Source organism: Acidiferrobacteraceae bacterium (assembly GCA_037388825.1).
Lineage (GTDB): Bacteria > Pseudomonadota > Gammaproteobacteria > Acidiferrobacterales > JAJDNE01 > JARRJV01.
The window spans coordinates 1-17,679 of record JARRJV010000033.1 but is presented as its reverse complement, the minus strand read 5'-3'; the positions used below and the strand labels follow the sequence as shown (position 1 = coordinate 17,679).

Sequence of the window (17,679 nt, the reverse complement as noted above, 5' to 3'; positions counted from 1 at the left end):
CGCCCGACGCACTGAAATCCAAGAACGAGCTGGATGCCGTGGTTGCCTATCAGCAGGTCCTCGGGACCGACATCAATACCCTGAGGTATAACATGGACCCCGTACTGATTCACATCATCTGGACCGTCGTCGCCTTCGCGGTGTTTATCGCGATCTTTGTCTGGGCCTGGAGCGGAAAGCGGAAACACGCCTTTGACGAAGCCGCGCGCCTGCCGCTCGAGGACGAGGAATACGTTTATCCGAAACAAAAAGCCGGAGACAAGGGCGATGACTGAGAGCACCAACAGTTTGTGGGTCTGGACCAAATTCACAAATAGCTTTTGGGAGTGGTTCATCGTCGTTGCCGTGGTGGCCGGGATCGCCGGCTGTTTCTGGCTTATTCGCTGGCAGTCCCACGGCAAGCAGCCCAAGGGCAAGAAGGCCGAGTCCATGGGTCACGTATGGGATGAGGATCTGCAGGAGTTGAACAATCCCTTGCCAGGCTGGTGGCTGAACCTGTTCTACATCACCTTGTTCTTCGGCGTGATCTATCTGATCCTGTTTCCGGGTCTGGGTCCCTGGGCCGGTGCCCTGCACTGGACCTCGGCCGGTCAGTATGAGCAGCAGATGAAGGACGCGGACAAGAAGTACGGTCCGATCTATGCGAAGTACGCGGCGATGCCGATCCCGGAGCTGGCGAAAGACCGCGAAGCGATGAAGACCGGTGCGCGCCTGTTCCAGAACTACTGCAGCGTGTGTCACGGTACCGACGGGCGCGGCAATCCGGGCGGCTTCCCGAATCTGACCGATACCGACTGGCTGTATGGCGGCAAACCGGAGCAGATCGAAAAGACCATCCTGGACGGTCGCCAGGGGACCATGCCTGCCTGGGGTGCCGTGATCAAGAAGGAGGGCATCTTCGACGTCGCCGAGTATGTTCTCAGCCTGAGTGGCCGGCCCCACAATCCTGATGCGGCCGTACGGGGCAAGGCGGTGTTCCAGCAATACTGCGTCGCCTGCCACGGTCCGGACGGGAAGGGCAACCAGATGATCGGTGCGCCCAATCTCACGGACGATATCTGGCTGCATGGGCGCTCGCAGCAGGCCATCATCCAGACGATTACCAGTGGGCGCTCGGGCCGCATGCCGGCCCACCGCCAGTTCCTGGGCGAGGACCGGGTCCATCTGCTGGCGGCCTACGTATACGGCCTGACGGAAGCCCCGAGAGACTGACCATGGCGCTGTGGCTTTTCCGGGGGCTTGTGCCCCCGGGTTCCATGGGCTAGCGTGTCGCCTCTGCAACTGATGAGTAGCCACCATGAATCAGCGACGTACCCCGACGATCCAGCGCATCATTGCGGTCCTGTGGCCGTCGTTTCTGACCGCCGGGGTAGCCACGATCCTGTTTTTCACTGCGTTCGATCCGCAGGAAATTCTCGCCGGCACCCGTTTCGCCGAAATCAGTCGCCTTGGGGCCTATTCCATCGGGTTTTTCCTCTTTTGGTTCCTGACCGCCTCCTCGTGCCTGCTGACCTGCTATTTCCAGCGGCCTTGTGAATGGCGCGGCGATCCCAAGACTGAAATCTGACAAGAAGAAAAAGGGAGGAGAACAGGCGCGTCATCGGGGAGGTTCCCGATGACGTATTGTTATTGATTTTATGCAGCCCTGGACTCTTGCACGATGACGGAAGCGGAACGCAAACGCGTAGATCCCGAAGGCGCAGAGGAAGTCGAAAGCTCCCTATACGCCAAGCGCATCAAGATCTATCCCCGAGAGGTACATGGCCTGTTCGCCTTCTGGCGAGTTGTAGGCGTCTTTGTGCTTCTGGGCCTGTACTACGTCGTCCCGTGGCTGCAATGGGATGGCCGTCAGGCCGTGTTGTTCGATCTACCGGCGCGCAAGTTCTATGTCTTCGGCCTGGTGTTCTGGCCCCAGGACTTCTTCTATATGACGGGGCTGATGGTCGTGGCGGCGCTGTCGCTGTTTTTCTTTACTGCCATCGCCGGAAGACTGTGGTGCGGCTACGCCTGTCCGCAGACCGTTTGGACCGAGGTATTCCTTTGGATTGAGCGCAAGATCGAGGGCGATCGGCCGAAGCGCCAGAAACTGGACCAGGCGCCGTGGACACCGCGCAAGCTGGCCATCAAGGGCAGCAAACATACCGTGTGGGTGTTGTTTGCCGCGTTCACCGGATTTACCTTTGTTGGATATTTCACGCCCATCACAGGCATCGCCCACAAGATCATGACCTTTGGACTGGGCCCGTGGGAAACCTTCTGGATCATCTTTTACAGTGTTGCCACCTGGGGCAATGCCGGATTTCTGCGCGAACAGGTCTGTATCTACATGTGTCCCTATGCGCGCTTCCAAAGTGCGATGTTCGACAAGAACACGCTCATCATCTCCTACGACGAGAAGCGCGGGGAACCGCGTGGGTCCCGACGCAAGGGCACCGATCCCGGGGAGCAGGGCCTCGGTGACTGCATCGACTGCACCATGTGCGTGCAGGTATGCCCCACTGGGATCGACATCCGCAACGGCCTGCAGTATCAGTGTATCGCGTGCGCGGCATGTATCGACGTCTGCGACAGCGTCATGGACAAGATGAACTATCCGCGTGGCCTCATACGCTACACGACTGAAAACGCCATGGAGGGCAAGGGTATCCACGTTTTGCGTCCGAGGATCATCCTGTATGCACTTGTGCTGGTCGGGATTCTTTCGGCCATCCTGTATTCCATGGCTACACGCATACCTTTGGAGCTGGATGTGATTCGCGATCGTATCAGTCTGTACCGGGAGACCAATGACGGCGATATACAGAATGTCTATCTGCTCAAGATTCTGAATATGGACAGGGTGTCCCACGATTATGACTTGTCGGTGCGCGGTCTGCACGAGATGAAGCTCGATACGGGTGGACAGTCCCTGCGTGTCGATCCGGGCGATGTTGTCGAGATACCCGTACGCGTCAACGTGGAACCCGACGAGATTCACGAACGTTCCAGCACCATTTATTTCCATCTGAAGGCACGGGACAATCCGAAGCTGGTCGCCGATGAGAAGGCCCGCTTCCTGGGTCCGGTCTGGGAGGATTGAGCATGATCGACAACAAGAATTCCCCGCCGTGGTACCGGGAACCCTATGTATGGTTGATTATCCTGATCCCGGCCTCCGCCGTGGTCTATGGATTCCTGTTTCTTCGCCTGGCGCTGGTTTCCAATGACGGCCTGGTTGATGACGACTACTACCAGCATGGCAAGGAAATCAACCGCGTGCTGGATCGCGATCGCGCGGCGACCTCCCTCGGTCTGACGGCCCGTGGAAAGCTGGACCTCAGCCATGGAACGATCTCTCTCTGGATGCACGACGGTACGAATACGAAGCTGCCGCAGGAACTCACGCTCAAGCTGATGCACGCCACCCGAGCTGGATTCGACCAGCATGTCGTCCTGCAGCGGTCGCCGGATGGCCGCTATTTCGGCCTGGTGTCCCCCCTGGAACTGGGTCACTGGTACCTGCAACTGGGGACAAAACGTTGGCGTCTTACCGGATCCCTGTTTCTGCCCGGTGATGCCGGTTTCCGACTGGCGCCGGAGGGCACCTAGCGGGGCGCTACCAGTGGAACCTACTCTGCTTACCCAGGCATCCATGGCGGCAATGTTCTTTGCCGGGCTGCTCGGTTCGGTTCATTGTGTGGGGATGTGCGGCGGTATCGTTGGCGCCCTGACCGCCGGAATCGATCCTGCGCGCCGCCAGTCGGGATGGCGCATGTTTCCCTTTCAGTCCGCCTACAACCTCGGAAGAATCACCTCATACATGGTCGCGGGCGCGATCGCCGGCGCCGTTGGCCAGGGAACCCTGGGCATTCTGACGCCACACAAGGCAGTCTTTGTGGGTCACCTTCTCTCGGCCGGATTTCTGATTGCCATGGGACTGTATCTCGCGGGTTGGTGGCGTGGGCTGGCGCTGTTGGAGCATCTGGGACGCAAGATCTGGATTCGGATCGAACCCTTCGGGCGTCGTCTGCTGCCGGTGCGGACGCCGCCGGGGGCGCTGGTTCTCGGCCTGCTCTGGGGATGGTTGCCATGCGGCCTGGTGTATTCCGCCCTTGCCTGGTCTTTTGCCAGCGGCGGGGCGGGCCAGGGCGCACTGGTCATGCTCGCCTTCGGCGCAGGGACCCTGCCGACCCTTCTGGTCTTGGGCGGGGCGGGGACCTGGCTGGTTCGCATGGCACGAACTGCGAAGGTACGGGTCGTGTTGGGGAGTTTGGCGATCCTCTTCGGCGTATATACGTTCGGCATGGCTTTTTCACATGCCCACAGCAGTCACGACAAAACCGCGTCCATTGTGGCTGTAATTACGCTTCCATCCCGCGCTTGAGTGGGTGATACAATCCGTGGACTCCTGAATTGTCCGAGGAGCAATACCTTGGCCCAGGCACCCTACGCACTCGCCATCGTCCCGCGGCGCATTCCGGAGACGCTATCCGCGGATACTCCACGCTACTGGTTTGACCAGCACCCGTTCAAGACGCACGTCTTCAACGCCTTGTCTTCAACGTTTCCTGTGGGCGAACGGTTTTTCGTGCGCAGCGTACGGTACTACCGCGACCAGATACAAGGCGAGGAGTTGAAGCGCCAAGTGCGCGACTTCACCAGCCAGGAGGGCTACCACGGGATCGAGCACGACCACCACATCGAAATCCTCCGTGGCCAGGGCTATGCAGGGATCGATCGGTTCATCGATTTCGACAAGCGAATCCTGGACTGGCTGTGCCGCAAGCATCCGCGCTTTGCCCTTGCGGCGACCGCAGCCATCGAGCACTTCACCGCGATCCTGGCGCACCAGCTCTTGTCGCGACCGGACTTGTGGGTCGAGCCCATGCATCCCGATATGCGGCTTCTGTGGCAATGGCACGCCGCCGAAGAGACCGAACACAAGGCCGTGGCCTTCGACGTGTACCAGCAGGTGTCGGGACGCTATGGATTCCGTGTCGGAGTGATGATGCTGGAAACCATTGGCCTGTTGGCCGACGTGTTCTTTCGAACCACGTACTTTCTCTATCGCGATGGCAGGCTGTTCAGCCTGAAGCTGTGGATCGATGGCTGGCGTTTCATGTGGGGCCGCAACGGATTCCTGCGATCCATCTTTACCGACTATTGGATGTACTATCGCAGGGGCTTTCATCCGTGGCAGCGGGACAACTATCACCTGGTGACGGATTTTCTGCAGGGCGCGGGTCAGGCCCTGCGCAACGCGGCCCCGGGCAAACGAACCTAGCCCCCGATCCGGTATCCGGATCGGGGGGCGTACCTGTTACCAGAGCGTTATGGGTGCCTGGTCTTCGGTCTTGCTTTGCTGGATTGCCAGTTCGCTGTGCGCCCTGGACTGTTTCGCCAGCTCGATGGCCCTGGCATAGTCGCCATCGTCGGCAGCCTTCCTGGATTGCTTCAGCCCATCTTCCGCCGTGGTCCAGGCATGCTTGACCTTTTCGGCATCTTTCAACGCGGACGAGGCATCTGCGTAGGCCTTGTCGAACTCGGCCTTCGAGTCTGAACCCATGCCTCCGGCACAGGCCGACAGCAGCAGTACACCGCTAGCCAGGCCAGCCACCGCCAAACGAATACGATTTCCATTCATCACTCGGCCCTCCAAGATAGGAATCAACAATCAGATGGATGCAGTCATATCAACCGGTATGGCCGCTTACTGGCGGAGGATTATTCGAGTCGCAAATGTAAAAATAAAGTGAAAGATTGTGTTTGTGACGATCACGAATTGTGATGCGGACGAAAAAAAGGGGGCTGGCGCCCCCTTTTTTTGATTCAACTCCGGAAATACTAGTCCTTCTTGTAGTCGAATTCCTGGCCGGAGACAGAGGCTTCATACATGAGTCCCCCCTTGGCCATGGTAAAAATCGCAACTCCTCGCGAGAAGCTGGCCCGCCTGGCTGCGCCGGTCTTCACCGCCACAGCGGACACACCCGCGCCAAACTTCAGCTGTCCATTGGTAAAACGATTAAATGTGGCCGCGTCCTGGAAGAAAATGACCTCGCTGTAGGCCTGGCCGCCGAGCTGAAAACCGATGCTGAGCTGGGTCATCTTCGCGGTTCCGATCCGTTTGCCGTGGCGATAAACGATTCCCCTGCCGAAGGCCCCGCCGATTCCGACCGCTCCCTTGCCGATTGTTGGGAAGACGGCATAGGCGTACGAAGATTTGAAGAACGAATCGATTCCGGGATCTCTCTTTTTGATGGTGTTGATCGTGGTCGCGGCCTGGGCGTCGGCGTCGGCGCGCGCGGCGGCCGCTACGGCCAACATCGAGACCGCCACCAGGGTGACGAAGAGTATTCGGGATGTCGGATGCAATTTCATTTTTCTCACCATAGGGTTGGAATCGGGGGTTATGATGCGAGACCCGGCCCTGCGAAACCATGATCCGGATCAAGCGGGCAAAAAAAGACCCCTCCGAAGAGGGGCTGCTGAAAAGTCCTCTAATCACTTGGTTATTGTTGTAATCTGTCGGATTCGCTGGCCTTTTTCGCCTCTTCGAACTGCGCTTCGGTCAGGATGCGCGCCACCTTGTCGCGGAGCTGCTTGCGCTCGCGCGCCTTGGCCAAACGCCGCTCGCGCGCGTCGGCCCTGCGATTGATGGTGAAGACTCCGAACATGACCTGGTCCAGGAAACGGGCAGCGAATTCCATCAGGGCTACGTCGTCCTTTCGGAGATTTTCCTTTTCCTTGTCGGAAAGGATGAAAACCTCCTCGAAAGACCGGCTGAAGACGAATTCCCGGAACCCGTCGATATCGTAGCTCGCCAGAAACCAGAGCTGGAACGAGCGCGGCGAAGGTTTGCCGACGGTGGGTCCGGCGGAGCGCTTCTTCAGCACGAGCCGGCGCCAATGGGCCGTGAGCGCATCGTATTCATCGACCCCCTGCTCCCTGCGATAGTCGCAGACGGTGATGGTTCGCGGCTCGTTGTGACCCAGACAGTGGTCTTCCTTCACCATGAAGTACACGTCATCTGCCTCGGGGGCGTCCTGCTTGCGCATGGTCATGTGTCCCATGGCGTAATATCGGCACGCAGCGGGGCGGTCCTCGTACACCGAGCAGCCTTGTTCCGTCACGAATCGGCATGCCGTGCCCTTGTCGACCGGCCTGAACTTCACCCCAGGCATTCCGTGGTGATCCATTTCAAACGGCCAGGTGTACTCGTCCAGGAAGTCACGCGATGTCATACCAAGGCGTTGTTTCAGCCGTATGACGTCATAGGGCGTGAGCTGGATATCGATGTCCTGGCAGCATCGATTGAAACAGGTCATGCCCTTGTGGCACCGGAACCGGACGGTGTCTTCCAGACCGAGTTTGGTCGGCTGCACCGGCCCCTCGAAGGGCGAATCCTTGATGTCGATGTCCAGCCTTGATCGGTTGTGTTTCATGCCACACCTGTCAGGGAAAAATGCCGGACACCGCCGGTGTCCGGTCCGTTTCTTCCAAACGCAGGTCTTTTCAGACCTCGGCGCCCGGATGCGCGATGGCATCCGCCTCATCATCGGACGGCTTGATGAGCATGTGATACTTCACCTTCCTCAGGGACCATTCCTTTGTGTTCTTGTCGTAGGTGGAGTTCACAAAGCACTTCCAGTTGTCGTCATCAATGGCCAGGAAGTCGGCACGGTAGTAATAGCCGGGATAGCGGGATTCCTCGCGGAACTGGATGTGCTTCATGTGCGCCTCGGCGGCGATGATACGGTGGTAGTTCTCCCACGCGCGCAGCAGTTCGTGCAGGTCCTTGGCACGCATCCTGTCCGCATCTTCCTTCAGCATGCCCAACTTGCGCTCGGCAACCTGCATCATTCTCGCATTGGTCTGGTACATGGTGGACACACCGCCAACGTACTCGTCCATGATCTTCTGCAGACGCAGTTGCAGCATCCTGGGCGTGATGTAGTTGGGGTTGACGTCGATCGTCGTGGTGTAGTCCTTGTGTTCAAGGAAGTTGCGCACCGGCTTGTATACTGCTTCCACAAGATCGTCTACCCCGGTATCAGGCTCCGGCGTGAAACCCTTGTTGTCCATGACGAACTTCAGCATGCCCTTGGCGGCCATGCGGCCCTCGGTGAATGCCCCGGAGGAGAACTTGTGACCGGAGGCGCCCACGCCGTCGCCGGCGGTGAACAGGCCGGGCACGGTGGTCATGCCACGGTAGCCCCAGCTCCATTCCTTTGGCACGCCCGGCAGATCGTCCGGACCCGATACCCACAAACCGGCGCAACCGGCGTGCGAACCCAGCAGGTAGGGCTCGGTCGGCATCATCTCGGACATTTCCTTGTCGGGTTCGATGTTCTCGCCCGCCCAGACACCACACTGGGCAATGGTCATGTCGAGGAAATCTTCCCATGCCTCGGCCTCGAGGTGCTCGATTTCCTTCGGCGTCATGTTCTTGGCAAGGTTCGCCATTGCCGTCGGCGTATCGATGAAGAGTGGGCCGCGGCCTTCCTTCAATTCCGCAATCGCCAGATGGTTACGCAGGCAGGTGCCCATCTTGTGGCCCTTGGCGTATTTGTCGTATCCGGCCTCTGCGAGCAGGTGTGCGTTCTTCTCCTGGTAGTCCTCACCCAGACCATTCATGGACTTCGCCTTGAACAGCAGGAACCAGGCACCGACCGGACCGTAGCCGTCCTTGAAGCGGGCGGGCACGAAACGATTCTCCAGCATTGTACCTTCGGCTCCGGCTTCCAGCGCCATCGCGTAGGTGGAGCCGGCATTCCACACCGGGTACCACGCACGACCCATGCCTTCGCCAACGGAGCGCGGACGGAATACGTTCACTGCGCCGCCGCAGACCAGCAGACAGCATTTGAATTTGTACACGAATACCTTGTGTTCGCGAACGGAGAAGCCGACAGCGCCGGAGACGCGCTTCGGATCGTTCTTGTCGTTCACCAGTTTTACGATGAACACATGTTCGCGAATATTTTCGGTCCCGAGCGACTTTCTGGCGGCTTCGGCAACGATCCATTTGTAGGATTCGCCGTTGATCATGATCTGCCACTTGCCGGAACGTACCGGCTTGCCACCTTCAGGGAGTTTCTTGCCTTCGTCGCCCGGCCGCTTCCAGATTGGGAGGCCCCACTCCTCGAACAGGTGTACGGAGCTGTCGACGTGACGGCCCACGTCGTACACCAGATCTTCGCGGATGATGCCCATGAGGTCGCCACGGACGTAGCGTACGTAGTCGGCCGGATCGTTTTCACCCATGTAGGTGTTGATCGCGGACAGGCCCTGCGCCACCGCGCCGGAGCGCGACAGGGCGGCCTTGTCGACCAGTTTGATGTTGAAGTCCTTCGCCTCGTCCCAGCGCATGATTTCCACCGCCGCGCCGCAGGCAGCCATGCCTCCGCCGATGATGAGGACATCTACATCCTCTTCGACGACCTCGGGATTGCCAAAATCGTATTCGGCCATAGTTGTTACCTTGGGATCTGCCGGGACGTGTCGTGAGTAGGCGCGGTCAACTGGCCATGAACTGGCTGGCGTCACCGTCGTGCGCATCTTCGGTGAACAACACGCCGCAGTCGGTCAGGTCGGCACCGCTTTTGTTGCCCTTACCGGCGGTCGGATCGGCCGAACCTTCGGCCGTGGTGCGGATCGGGAACTTGAAGCGCTTCAGGTTGCCGTTGCGGAACTTGATGCTCCACAGGATCGAGTCGTTGCTACGCAGCGGCTGGACGGAGGCGCCCAGCGGAACCACGTCGGCATAGTGACGACATTCGATGGCGTTCTGCGGGCAGATCTTGACGCAGGCATAGCACTCCCAGCATTGCTCAGGCTCCTGGTTCCAGGCCTTCATCGCGTGGCCGGTATCGGCCCCATCCTGGTCCAGCTTCATCAGATCGTGCGGGCAGATATACACGCAAGCGGCCTTGTCCTGACCCTTGCACCCGTCGCACTTGTCAGTACGTACATAGGTAGGCATCGCGACCCCAGTCCTTCCTTGTCAGAAGTTCAACGTTGAACGCCAGGCAACCGCATTGCTGCAGCTCGGGGCGCCGGGGCCAGGGGCCCCGGCAAAATCTTATCGGGCGGAGTGGCCCTTGAGCTCGACCTTGACCTTCTGGTCTTCGGCCAAGCTGCCGTAATACTCGCGCAGAATCTTGAGCACTTCCGGGCGAGAAAACTTCTCGGACACCTCTTCACCTTCCGACAAGGCCTTGCGCAGCTTGGTACCGGACAGAAGGATGCGATCCTCGGCACCATGGGGGCAGGTCTTCATGGAGGCCATGCCATCGCACTTGTTGCACCAGAAGGTCCAGTCAATCTTCAGCGGCTGGGTTTCCAGGGAGCCGGCCGGAATCTCGTCGAAGATGTGGTGGGCATCGAACGGGCCGTAGTAGTCGCCGACACCGGCATGGTCCCTGCCCACGATCAGGTGCGAGCAGCCGTAGTTCTGGCGGAACAGGGCATGCAGCAGGGCCTCGCGCGGACCGGCATAGCGCATGTCCAGCGGATAGCCTGCCTGGATCACGGTGTTGTCAACGAAATAGTTCGTGCACAAGGTATCGATGGCCTTGGCGCGCACGTCGGCGGGGATGTCGCCGGGCTTGAGCTTGCCCAGCAGGGAGTGAATCAGGACACCGTCGCAGATTTCGATGGCGATCTTGGCCAGGTATTCATGGGAGCGGTGCATGGGGTTGCGGGTCTGGAAGGCCGCGATGGTGCTCCAGCCGCGTTTCTCGAACTCGGCACGGGTTTCGGCCGGGGTCATGAACAGCTTGCCGTATTCCTTCTCGAAATTACCCGTGGACAGGACCTTGATCGGGCCGGCGAGATTAACATCGCCCTGTTCCATCACCATTTTCACACCCGGGTGCTCCATATCGGTGGTCTTGTACACCTGCATGCACTCGTGCTTTTTGTCGATGGCGTATTTCTCGGTCACCTTCATGGTGGCCATGATGTCGCCGGACTCGCCGTCCACCAGGGAGATTTCGTCGCCTTCGTTGATGTCGGCGTCGCTGCCGCAGGACAGGGTCACCGGGATGGGCCAAATAAGGCCGTTGGCCATCCTGTAACCGTCGCATACGCCTTGCCAGTCGGCGTGGGTCATGAATCCGTCGAGAGGTGTGAATCCGCCGATGCCCATCATGATGACATCACCGGTCTCGCGCGAGGACATGCGCAGCTGCTTCAGGGATTGGGCGCGCTCCAGTTCAGTCTTGCAGGCGTCACCGTCGAGTAGAAGCGGCTTCAGGTTGCCGCCGCCATGGGGGTTTACAAGCTTCGTCATGATCGCGTTTTCCCTCGAAAATTGCGTGTTTTTCTGTTGATCTGGCGCTGTGGAGGCGGGAAACTCTAAAGCCTAGTGGCGCCCAAGCCTAATTAGATTTGTTGTGGTGCTCTATAAGGAACTTTTATTTTTCCGTCCACCCCGGCGCAATTCACGGGACCTTGGCATGTCCAACGGAAAATCAGCAACTTACAGGAAACGTGCTGACCAAGCTGGGCTGGTCTGGGCCCTCTCGGCACGGGGCCGGGTATGCTAGCCCATTTTCGAGGTCAGAGGGGACAGTTTTCGGGTCCGGGGGCGATAAATTGACCATATATGTCAAGTACTTTGCCAGTATTCGCGAGGAACTGGGACGCAACGGCGACGAGATCGACGGAGCCGGGATCGCCACCGCCGCCGACGTTTGGTCTCGGGCGGCGACCGGCCCCTGGCGCGTCAATACCCTGGTTGCGATCAATCAGGAACATGCCCGGCCCGGGGACATTGTCCGCGATGGGGACGAAGTCGCCTTCTTTCCACCGGTTACCGGCGGCTAGGCGCCAAGTGGCCCGTGCTGTGGTCTGTACTTGCCGATTTATCCTGGAAAACCTGTCCGAAAGGGGGTAATGCCATGCGTGTAAGGGTGCAGGACGCTCCGCTGGAGCCGTGGCGCGAATTGGGAGCGGCGCCGGAGTCCGGTAGCTACGGTGCGACATCTGTGTTTGTCGGGACCCTGCGGGACTTCAATCAGGGGCACGAGGTGAAGCAGATGACCCTGGAACACTATCCCGGAATGACCGAGTCGTACCTGCAACAGATCAGCGAAGAGGCGGCCGGCCGCTGGGATCTGGTGGATACAATGGTGATTCACAGGGTCGGGAAGCTGCGTCCCGGCGAGCCTATCGTGCTGGTTGCCGTCTGGGCCCCTCACCGCAACGCCGCGTTTTCGGCCTGCCGCTATATCATCGACGAGCTCAAGACCCGGGCGCCATTCTGGAAAAAGGAAACGACGGACGTGGGCCCGCGCTGGGTCACTCCCGGGGACGCCTGACGGTTGATCAGGGGTTTTTCGCAGTGGAGCCCGCGGCCTCGCGGCGTTTCATGTCGCGATAGCGTTCCAGATTCTCGTCATATTTCTTGCGCGTTTCCACCAGCTGTTTGCGCAGGTCGTCGAGGGATGCCTCGTGTTCTGCCACCTGTTTCTGCGAGAACTCCAGGGTCTTTTGCGAGCTTTTGGAGACCTTGCCACGCTTCTTTTCTTCCGCCACGCGCTGTTCGCTGCGGGCGAGAACGGCCTTGAGGGATTTCACCGTGGCTTCATTGGCATCGATCGAATCCTGCAGCTCTTTCAGCTTGCGGTCGCGTTCGAAGATGATGTCCTGTTCGGTGGCGTAGCTGTCGCGCAGGATCCTGTCTTCCTTTGCCTGTTCCTCCTTCCGCTTCTTTTCTGCCTCGGCTGCCTTTTCCTCCTCCTCCCGTTCCTTCAACTGTTCCCTGGTGGGCGCCGATTTCATCACCGTTTCATGACCGGTCTTGGTTGAGAACTCGATGACCTTGGCACGTGACTTTCGGCAGGCGGCCGCGGCATGATCGCCGTAGTGCCAGTTACCCTGTGCGTCCTGACATTTCATGATTGCGGCATTGGCCGCCGAACCGTAGAACAGCGCGCTGCCGACCAGGCCGGCCGCGAGCAGGACCATTTTTGTCTTCATAAGGAAATTCCGCGAAATCGATTGAATATGGATTAAGATTGGTCTGCGTCCGCGGGCTTGTCAAATTTCTCCCGCCCGTGATCAACTGTCCCTTGACGAGCCGTTGACAGGATCATGATCGATTGGACCCAGCAGCTGTTCCTGCTTGTTGTCTCGCTCGTGGCAAACACCTTTTCTGCCTTTAGCGGCGGCGGCGCCGGCCTGGTCCAGTTTCCGGTCCTGATCTTCCTCGGACTTCCTTTCGCCGTCGCCCTCGCTACCCACAAGATCGCCACAGTGGCCCTGGGAATCGGGGCCACCGTGCGACATTGGCGGGAAGGCTCCATCGGACGTGATCTGGCGATCCAGATTCTCGCCTGGGGCCTCCCGGGGGTCATCCTCGGTGCCGGAACGGTTCTGCGGATACCGGAGTCCTGGGCGCAGACGGCTCTGGGTGTTCTGACCATCGCCCTGGGTGTCTATTCCCTTTCGCGTCGGGACCTGGGAATCGCCTACGCACCCCGCGCGCGCGGCCGCGGCAGTACGGTGGTCGGGGGCACCGTCCTGTTCCTCATTGGGCTGCTAAACGGCTCCCTTTCGTCCGGAACCGGTTTGTTCTGCACCCTGTGGCTGGTGCGCTGGTACGGACTGGATTACCGGCGCGCGGTCGCGTACACGCTGGTGTTTGTCGGCATGTTCTGGAACGGCGCCGGCGCCCTGACTCTGGGCCTGCTGGGCGATGTGCAGTGGTCCTGGTTGCCCGTACTTCTGCTCGGGTCGGTGGCGGGCGGCTATCTCGGCGCGCACTGGGCTATCATCAAGGGAAACCGGTGGATCAAGCGTGGGTTCGAAGTCGTGACCCTGCTGATTGGTTTCAAGCTGCTATTCTAGGATCTGATCTACCGGCAATAACGAAGGGGAAAACAACGTGGCAGACAAGAAGAATCGCAGGGCACTGGATCGGACCCGCACCTATGACGGGATGCTCAGCGCGGGGAGCGGTTTTCAGGGCAAGTTGAGAGGTCGCGGGAACTACGTGGTCCAGGGGGATGTGGTCGGAGACTGCGATCTCGACGGCGTCCTGCTGGTGGACGAGGGAGGCAGCTGGGAGGGAAATATCTCGGCCAATGTCGTCGTGGTGAATGGCATCGTGCGCGGGTCCGTCGTGGCGCGGGAACAGATCGAGATCGGGGAGGCGGGCGCGGTTACCGGAGATCTGCGCTGCCACAGTATCGCTATCGCCAGCGGCGCCAGCCACGAGGGCCCTATTAGTATGGAAACGGCGGACGTGCGGCGCTTCGACGAGAAGCGCGATCGCGGCTGAATTCGCCGCGGCGATCCTGCCGGAGCAGGCCCTGGTCACCCAGTTCGAGGAACAGCGCTATTGAGCTTCGGGCCTGGCGCCCCAGGCGTTCCCATATGCGGCAATCGCATCCACGTGCTTGCGCAATGCCTCGTTGCCCGCCAGATACGGGATCAGCGTGTCGAGCCCGATAATGCTGGTCACGGGAATCTGATGGCGGTGCATGACCTCCTGGACCGCGGACAAAGAGTTGCCGCCACGCTCCTGCCGATCCAGCGCAATGGCCACGCCTGCCGGCTCAGCACCGGCGGAGTTAATGATGTCCACGGCCTCGTTGACTGATATCCCCGCGGAAATCACATCGTCCACAATCAGGACCCGCCCCTGCAGCGGATGGCCAACGACTACACCTCCTTCGGCATGATCCTTGGCTTCCTTGCGATTGAACGCAAACGGTACGTCGCGGTTTTCGTGATCCGCGAGGGCGATGGCCGTCGTCGATACCAAGGGGATGCCCTTGTAGGCAGGACCGAACAGCATATCGAATTCAAGTTTCGCGTCGACGATCGCGTGCGCATAGAATTGACCCAGACGAGAAAGCCTGGAGCCGGTATCGAACAGGCCGGCATTGAAGAAATAGGGGCTTACCCGACCGGACTTGAGAACGAACTCCCCAAAGCGAATTGCGCCGGTTTCTATGGCAAAATCAATAAACTCTTTCTGGTGATCTTTCACTTCGAACACATTTCCGTACAGCGAGAATCCGCATTTAAGCATGACCGCCAACTCCTGGGAATTTTTCACCGAAGCTAAAAGTCTTCGCAACAGGTCGGAGTAGTCGTACGTGCGCGTTATTACCGCAAACCTGAACGGGATTCGCTCGGCCGCGCGCAAGGGATTCTTTTCCTGGTTGTATCGCCAGCGCGCGGACGTGGTCTGCCTGCAGGAGACCAAGGCGCAGGTCGACCAGATGACTGAGGAGATGCTGGCGCCCAACGGCTTTCACGGGTATTTCCACGATGCGGAGAAGAAGGGCTATAGCGGTGTCGCCCTGTATGCCCGCAGACAGCCGGACCGGGTGGTCATGGGCCTGGGCTGGCCCGATATCGATGCCGAGGGCCGGTTTATTCAGGCGGACTTTGGAAGCCTGAGTATCGCCTCGCTCTATCTCCCGTCCGGATCCAGCAGCGAAGAACGGCAGGCGGTGAAATTCGACTTTCTCGATCGCTTCCTGCCTGTCCTGCGGGAAATGCGCACGGATGGGCGGGAATACATCCTGTGCGGAGACTGGAACATCGCGCACAAGGAGATCGATCTGAAAAACTGGCGCGGCAACCAGAAGAACTCGGGTTTTCTCCCGGAAGAGCGGGCGTGGATGACGACCGTGCTCGAAGATGTCGGTTTCATCGATGTGTTTCGCGGGTTGAATCCGAAACCCGATCAATACACCTGGTGGTCAAACCGGGGGCGGGCCTGGGAGAAGAATGTGGGATGGCGCATCGACTACCAGTTGGCGACCCCGGCAATCGCCGGCCAGGCCCGAAAGGAACGAATCTACAAGGACAAGCGCTTTTCCGACCATGCGCCGCTGATCATCGACTACGAGCACGAACTTCTATAACTCAATTTTCCGCAATGGAGAATGAGACATCCCTGTCCAGGGCACCGGAATTGAAGTCCCCCAGCTTCCTGGCGTGGCTGGAATCGCGGGCATTCACTCGCCATTCATAGAGTCCCCCGGCCTGGAGCAGTTTCACCGGAACCGTCGTCCGGGGGCTGGTGACTGGTTTGGACGTGGAGATGATCTTGCCGCAACGGAAGGTTTCCCGGAGTCAGGGGGTCTTGCTACCCCGGTGATGTCTAGCGGCCCTGATCCCCGCCGGTGGCCCAGCCGGATCGGGCAGCGGACCAGGCGGCCACCACCAGTGCCGTAGTGAGGGCGAACACGACAATGCCGACCCAGGTGAGCCAATCGCCGGCCGACCGCAGGCTGAACAGCTCGGCGGTATGCCTGATCCAGTCCAGAGTTTGTTGTGGATGCAGATGCCGGTTCTTCACCGCCTCGAACAGGCCGGCAACGGCTACGGCGGTGATCGCGCCGAGGATGCCGCCGACTACGGCGCGGGCCACGACGGCAGCACGGGAGAGGCGAGTCAGCGCGGTATGAAGGTGGTCGTGCAGCTGCGGCTCCCGCGTCCCCAGCGGGGAGAACCGTTGCAGCATCAGCAGGCCGGGAACGCCGGCCGCGATCGTGAACAGGAAGAAATCACGCCAGCCGATGGCGTCCACCATGATGCCGGTGATCGGTCCGCCGAACAGGCGCGGCAGGGCAAACAGGCTGGAGAACAGGGCGTATTGGGTGGCGGAGAACTCCTTCTGTGTCATGCGCAGGAGCAGGACACTGAACGCACCCGTACCCATGCCGGTGGTGAGGCTCTCGAAGCCCATGGCGCTGTACATGAGCGGCCGGTTCAGGCCAACGCTGGCGACGGCGACATAGCCGAAATTCGCCAGCACCTGCAGGACGCCGAAGACCCACAGGGCTCGACCCAGACCCATGGTGGTGGTCAGTGCACCGCCGACGAAGGTGCCAAACAGGGTGGCGATCAATCCGATGGTGGCGGTGGCGATGCCGACATCGAAGTTGTTGAATCCCACCTGAACGAGGAAGGGTCGTACCAGCGCCGTGGCGAGGTTGTCCGCCAGCTTGTACAGGATGACGAAGGCAAGGATTTCCAGTGCCCGCCGCTTCAGCATGAAGCCTAGAAAGGGCTCCCACACGGCGGCGCGCAGGGAGCGCGGGGGCCTCTGTTCGCCCGCTTCGGGCCGGGGCGCAAAGACGGTAACGACCATCATCGGCAAATACAGGACTGCCAGCACCGCGAACATGGTTGGCCACGACCACAGTCCGGCCAGGGTGATGGTCACCCCGCCGGCCACGTACATGGCCGCCCGGTACACGGCCGTGCGCGCACCCACGGCGATGCCCTGCTCGTTTGGGCGCAGGATCTCGACCGCGTAGGCATCGATGGCGATGTCCTGGCTGGCCGAGGCAAAGGCAATGGCCAGGGTCAGGGCGCCGATAATCCAGATGGCATCCGGCTGTTGCGCCACGCCTCCCAGGACCAGCGTGGTCACCAGTAGCCCCACTTGCATGAACAAGGTCCAGCCGAGTTTGCCTTGAAGTTTTGGAACCGGCTGCTTGTAGCGGTCCATGTTCGGGGTCCAGACGAATTTGAAGGTCCAGGGGGCCTGAGCCAGGGTGAACAGTCCGATGATGCGGATGTCCACACCTTCGCGCGCGAGCCAGGTTGGAATCGCGATCCACACCAGGCCCTGGGGCTTGCCGGATGAGAAGGACAGCAGGCTGACGGTAGCCGTGCGCCAGCTCTTCATCGCGAGCCAGTCGGCGCGCCAACCTTTTGGTCTTTCCG

The 17,679-nt window shown here is 60.0% G+C and carries 22 protein-coding genes; 12 read left to right on the top strand and 10 right to left on the bottom strand.

Annotated elements, in window-relative coordinates; all coding sequences use genetic code 11:
• The 7 genes from P8X48_07875 to P8X48_07845 form a co-directional block, all read left to right on the top strand.
• Nucleotides 1–275: CcoQ/FixQ family Cbb3-type cytochrome c oxidase assembly chaperone (locus tag P8X48_07875; protein ID MEJ2107231.1), on the top strand; the 275-nt coding region annotated here is incomplete at its 5' end.
• Nucleotides 268–1,212 (top strand): cytochrome-c oxidase, cbb3-type subunit III, encoded by a 945-nt coding sequence (ccoP, locus tag P8X48_07870; protein MEJ2107230.1) that lies wholly within the window; start codon nucleotides 268–270, stop codon nucleotides 1,210–1,212. The genes P8X48_07875 and ccoP, both read left to right, overlap by 8 nt.
• Nucleotides 1,213–1,297: 85 nt before the next feature.
• Nucleotides 1,298–1,567, top strand: a complete 270-nt coding sequence (locus P8X48_07865) for a hypothetical protein (GenBank protein ID MEJ2107229.1) — start codon at nucleotides 1,298–1,300, stop codon at nucleotides 1,565–1,567.
• 93 nt (nucleotides 1,568–1,660) lie between these two features.
• Nucleotides 1,661–3,079 (top strand): cytochrome c oxidase accessory protein CcoG, encoded by a 1,419-nt coding sequence (gene ccoG, locus P8X48_07860; GenBank protein ID MEJ2107228.1) that lies wholly within the window; start codon nucleotides 1,661–1,663, stop codon nucleotides 3,077–3,079.
• Nucleotides 3,080–3,081: 2 nt separating this feature from the next.
• Entirely contained in the window at nucleotides 3,082–3,588 is a 507-nt protein-coding gene (locus P8X48_07855; protein MEJ2107227.1) for a FixH family protein, read from the top strand.
• A 13-nt stretch (nucleotides 3,589–3,601) separates the two neighbouring features.
• Nucleotides 3,602–4,363, top strand: coding sequence for a sulfite exporter TauE/SafE family protein (locus P8X48_07850; protein ID MEJ2107226.1), 762 nt, complete (start codon nucleotides 3,602–3,604; stop codon nucleotides 4,361–4,363).
• A 48-nt stretch (nucleotides 4,364–4,411) separates the two neighbouring features.
• Complete coding sequence (locus P8X48_07845; GenBank protein ID MEJ2107225.1) at nucleotides 4,412–5,263, top strand: metal-dependent hydrolase; 852 nt, start codon at nucleotides 4,412–4,414, stop codon at nucleotides 5,261–5,263.
• Between the two features lie 36 nt (nucleotides 5,264–5,299).
• On the opposite strand, the gene P8X48_07840 is transcribed toward P8X48_07845, so the two are convergent.
• The 6 genes from P8X48_07840 to sat all read right to left on the bottom strand — a co-directional run bounded on the left by P8X48_07840 (nucleotide 5,300) and on the right by sat (nucleotide 11,272).
• Nucleotides 5,300–5,623: a hypothetical protein gene (locus P8X48_07840; GenBank protein ID MEJ2107224.1), complete on the bottom strand. Its 324-nt coding sequence runs from the start codon at nucleotides 5,621–5,623 to the stop codon at nucleotides 5,300–5,302.
• A gap of 200 nt (nucleotides 5,624–5,823) precedes the next feature.
• Nucleotides 5,824–6,357, bottom strand: coding sequence for a lipid-binding SYLF domain-containing protein (locus P8X48_07835; protein ID MEJ2107223.1), 534 nt, complete (start codon nucleotides 6,355–6,357; stop codon nucleotides 5,824–5,826).
• 131 nt (nucleotides 6,358–6,488) lie between these two features.
• Nucleotides 6,489–7,421, bottom strand: coding sequence for a YkgJ family cysteine cluster protein (locus P8X48_07830; protein MEJ2107222.1), 933 nt, complete (start codon nucleotides 7,419–7,421; stop codon nucleotides 6,489–6,491).
• A 70-nt stretch (nucleotides 7,422–7,491) separates the two neighbouring features.
• Nucleotides 7,492–9,450 (bottom strand): adenylyl-sulfate reductase subunit alpha, encoded by a 1,959-nt coding sequence (gene aprA, locus P8X48_07825; GenBank protein ID MEJ2107221.1) that lies wholly within the window; start codon nucleotides 9,448–9,450, stop codon nucleotides 7,492–7,494.
• 46 nt (nucleotides 9,451–9,496) lie between these two features.
• Complete coding sequence (gene aprB / locus P8X48_07820) at nucleotides 9,497–9,961, bottom strand: adenylyl-sulfate reductase subunit beta (protein MEJ2107220.1); 465 nt, start codon at nucleotides 9,959–9,961, stop codon at nucleotides 9,497–9,499.
• A 99-nt stretch (nucleotides 9,962–10,060) separates the two neighbouring features.
• Nucleotides 10,061–11,272: a sulfate adenylyltransferase gene (gene sat, locus P8X48_07815; GenBank protein MEJ2107219.1), complete on the bottom strand. Its 1,212-nt coding sequence runs from the start codon at nucleotides 11,270–11,272 to the stop codon at nucleotides 10,061–10,063.
• 305 nt (nucleotides 11,273–11,577) lie between these two features.
• Here sat and P8X48_07810 point away from each other — a divergent pair, with 305 nt between their 5' ends.
• Both P8X48_07810 and P8X48_07805 read left to right on the top strand, forming a co-directional pair.
• Nucleotides 11,578–11,808: a MoaD/ThiS family protein gene (locus P8X48_07810; protein MEJ2107218.1), complete on the top strand. Its 231-nt coding sequence runs from the start codon at nucleotides 11,578–11,580 to the stop codon at nucleotides 11,806–11,808.
• A 74-nt stretch (nucleotides 11,809–11,882) separates the two neighbouring features.
• Nucleotides 11,883–12,302: a molybdenum cofactor biosynthesis protein MoaE gene (locus P8X48_07805; protein MEJ2107217.1), complete on the top strand. Its 420-nt coding sequence runs from the start codon at nucleotides 11,883–11,885 to the stop codon at nucleotides 12,300–12,302.
• A gap of 7 nt (nucleotides 12,303–12,309) precedes the next feature.
• Here P8X48_07805 and P8X48_07800 read toward each other — a convergent pair whose 3' ends face one another.
• Entirely contained in the window at nucleotides 12,310–12,963 is a 654-nt protein-coding gene (locus P8X48_07800; protein ID MEJ2107216.1) for a DUF4124 domain-containing protein, read from the bottom strand.
• A 114-nt stretch (nucleotides 12,964–13,077) separates the two neighbouring features.
• Here P8X48_07800 and P8X48_07795 point away from each other — a divergent pair, with 114 nt between their 5' ends.
• Together P8X48_07795 and P8X48_07790 are read left to right on the top strand one after the other, a co-directional pair.
• Nucleotides 13,078–13,833: a sulfite exporter TauE/SafE family protein gene (locus tag P8X48_07795; GenBank protein MEJ2107215.1), complete on the top strand. Its 756-nt coding sequence runs from the start codon at nucleotides 13,078–13,080 to the stop codon at nucleotides 13,831–13,833.
• 37 nt (nucleotides 13,834–13,870) lie between these two features.
• A complete protein-coding gene (locus P8X48_07790; protein ID MEJ2107214.1) occupies nucleotides 13,871–14,266 on the top strand; it encodes a polymer-forming cytoskeletal protein in 396 nt (131 codons plus the stop codon).
• A gap of 57 nt (nucleotides 14,267–14,323) precedes the next feature.
• On the opposite strand, the gene pyrE is transcribed toward P8X48_07790, so the two are convergent.
• On the bottom strand, nucleotides 14,324–14,980 hold the full coding sequence (gene pyrE, locus P8X48_07785; protein ID MEJ2107213.1) for an orotate phosphoribosyltransferase: 657 nt from the start codon (nucleotides 14,978–14,980) through the stop codon (nucleotides 14,324–14,326).
• A gap of 109 nt (nucleotides 14,981–15,089) precedes the next feature.
• On the opposite strand from pyrE, the gene P8X48_07780 reads away from it, so the two are divergent.
• On the top strand, nucleotides 15,090–15,866 hold the full coding sequence (locus P8X48_07780) for an exodeoxyribonuclease III (protein MEJ2107212.1): 777 nt from the start codon (nucleotides 15,090–15,092) through the stop codon (nucleotides 15,864–15,866).
• A 1-nt stretch (nucleotide 15,867) separates the two neighbouring features.
• On the opposite strand, the gene P8X48_07775 is transcribed toward P8X48_07780, so the two are convergent.
• On the bottom strand, nucleotides 15,868–16,002 hold the full coding sequence (locus tag P8X48_07775; GenBank protein MEJ2107211.1) for a hypothetical protein: 135 nt from the start codon (nucleotides 16,000–16,002) through the stop codon (nucleotides 15,868–15,870).
• A 103-nt stretch (nucleotides 16,003–16,105) separates the two neighbouring features.
• Nucleotides 16,106–17,679 (bottom strand): MFS transporter (locus P8X48_07770; GenBank protein ID MEJ2107210.1); only part of this gene is annotated, 1,574 nt, incomplete at its 5' end.